1 protein-coding gene and 1 pseudogene are annotated in these 1624 nt (G+C 52.5%); both read left to right on the top strand.

All coding sequences use genetic code 11. The features are described 5' to 3' along the window. Positions 1-305 (top strand): annotated as a pseudogene (locus tag D6877_RS16795) (chemotaxis protein); the annotation flags it as partial. A 503-nt stretch (positions 306-808) separates the two neighbouring features. Continuing rightward, a complete protein-coding gene (locus D6877_RS16800) occupies positions 809-1228 on the top strand; it encodes a type II toxin-antitoxin system YafO family toxin (protein WP_130911509.1) in 420 nt (139 codons plus the stop codon). The last annotated feature ends 396 nt before the right edge of the window (positions 1229-1624 follow it).

A 1624-nucleotide genomic window follows, 5' to 3' on the forward strand; every position in this document is an offset into this window, starting at 1 on the left:
CCGTGCAAACCATGGAAGCCGGGCATCGCCAGGCCGAAGAAGGCGTGGCGCGGGTACTGGAAGCCGACCAGGCGTTGGTCGGCATCAGCGAAGCGGTGGCCAACATCACCGACATGACCACGCAGATCGCGGCGGCGACGGAAGAGCAAAGTGCCGTGGCTGAAGAAATCAGCCGCAACATCAGCAATATTTCGGAGTTGGCGGATCAGACCTCGGAACAGGCGCATAACTCGGCGTTGCTCAGTGAAGAGCTGACGAAGACGGCCAACACGCAGTATTCGTTGGTGGCGCGGTTTAACCGCTGACTGGAAGGCTGGAATGAAAAAACCCGGATGGCGTGAGCCTTTCGGGTTTTTTGTTTTTGATCTGGAGTATTTGGAGTTTGGCAGACCGCCATCGCGAGCAGGCTCACTCCTACATTGGATCTGCGGCGACCACAGATTGTGTGCCTGACCACGCCCCCCTGTAGGAGTGAGCCTGCTCGCGAAGACGCTTTCTCTGCCAACGACGATCTCCCTCAAGCAATGCAGACAATGCCTACAACTCGCCCAGAATGCGCCGACTGGTGCTCGTTGAGGCTAGGTTCTATTGTTTGCCGGTCAAAATTTATTCACATAAGCTGGTCAGCATGAATACACATTCTTCGGAGGCTCCGATGGCCACCACTCGAAAAACCGACAAACCCAGCAAAAAGGAAGTTCGTGACGAACTGACATTCCTTGATGTTCGGCAGGCCGCGCGTGATGGGCAGAAAGTGTTCGATAAATTTGTGATCACTGGCAGGCTACCTATTACAAAGTAGGCCTGGATGCCAGCCATCAAAATTTCTGCACTTTTTGAACGAATCAATAACTGGCAAAACTTTGCTGCACACTTCTACAACTACAAAATCTGCGATGAATTACCTGCCATTTTCGGGCGGGATGAACGACTCGATCTGAGCGACATGCACCATATCCACCTTGCCAGTACACAGGCACACCAGGCTCGATGGGCAAAAATCAATCGTCAGTATTACCGGACAGCATTGGTAAATGATGCTGACAATGACTTTTGGCTGATTTATGCCTATGACGCTTTTCGGGATGAGTACTTGCTACTGACAATCACCGGCCCGGATGCCCATAACCGAAGCGAGTGGGGGTCATTTTTGCGCACCATGCATTGTGAAATCGTTGAACCCTGGGCATTAGGCAGGATTATCTTTCCCGATCTGGATGATTTGTGACTCAAAGAGCTGATCGAGACCGGCAACAAGCGAAAGATCGCTACCTGCGCACCGTCCATGCCGAAGATCTGTAAGGGATGTGGCAGGCTGCGATCCTTTGATCCTGCAAAACCGGGTAGCGAAAGCTTCCGGTTTTTTATTGCGTGTCTGAAATAGATAGTGCTTGGCAGACCACCTTCGCGAGCAGGGCTCGCTCCCACTTTGGAACGTAGCGGGATCACAGATTTGTGTCCGACGACAATCCCTTGTAGGAGTGAGCCTGCTCGCGATGAGGCAATAACAACCAGCGAAATTATTGTGGCAACTTCAGCTTATCCAGCAGGCGATTGACCAACAGTTCGTTGAGCATGATCACCTGTTGCAGCGCCAGCAGTGGTTTGCGTTCCGGGCCGCCTA

Source organism: Pseudomonas sp. Sample_9, from assembly GCF_004307535.1.
GTDB lineage: Bacteria > Pseudomonadota > Gammaproteobacteria > Pseudomonadales > Pseudomonadaceae > Aquipseudomonas > Aquipseudomonas mercuritolerans.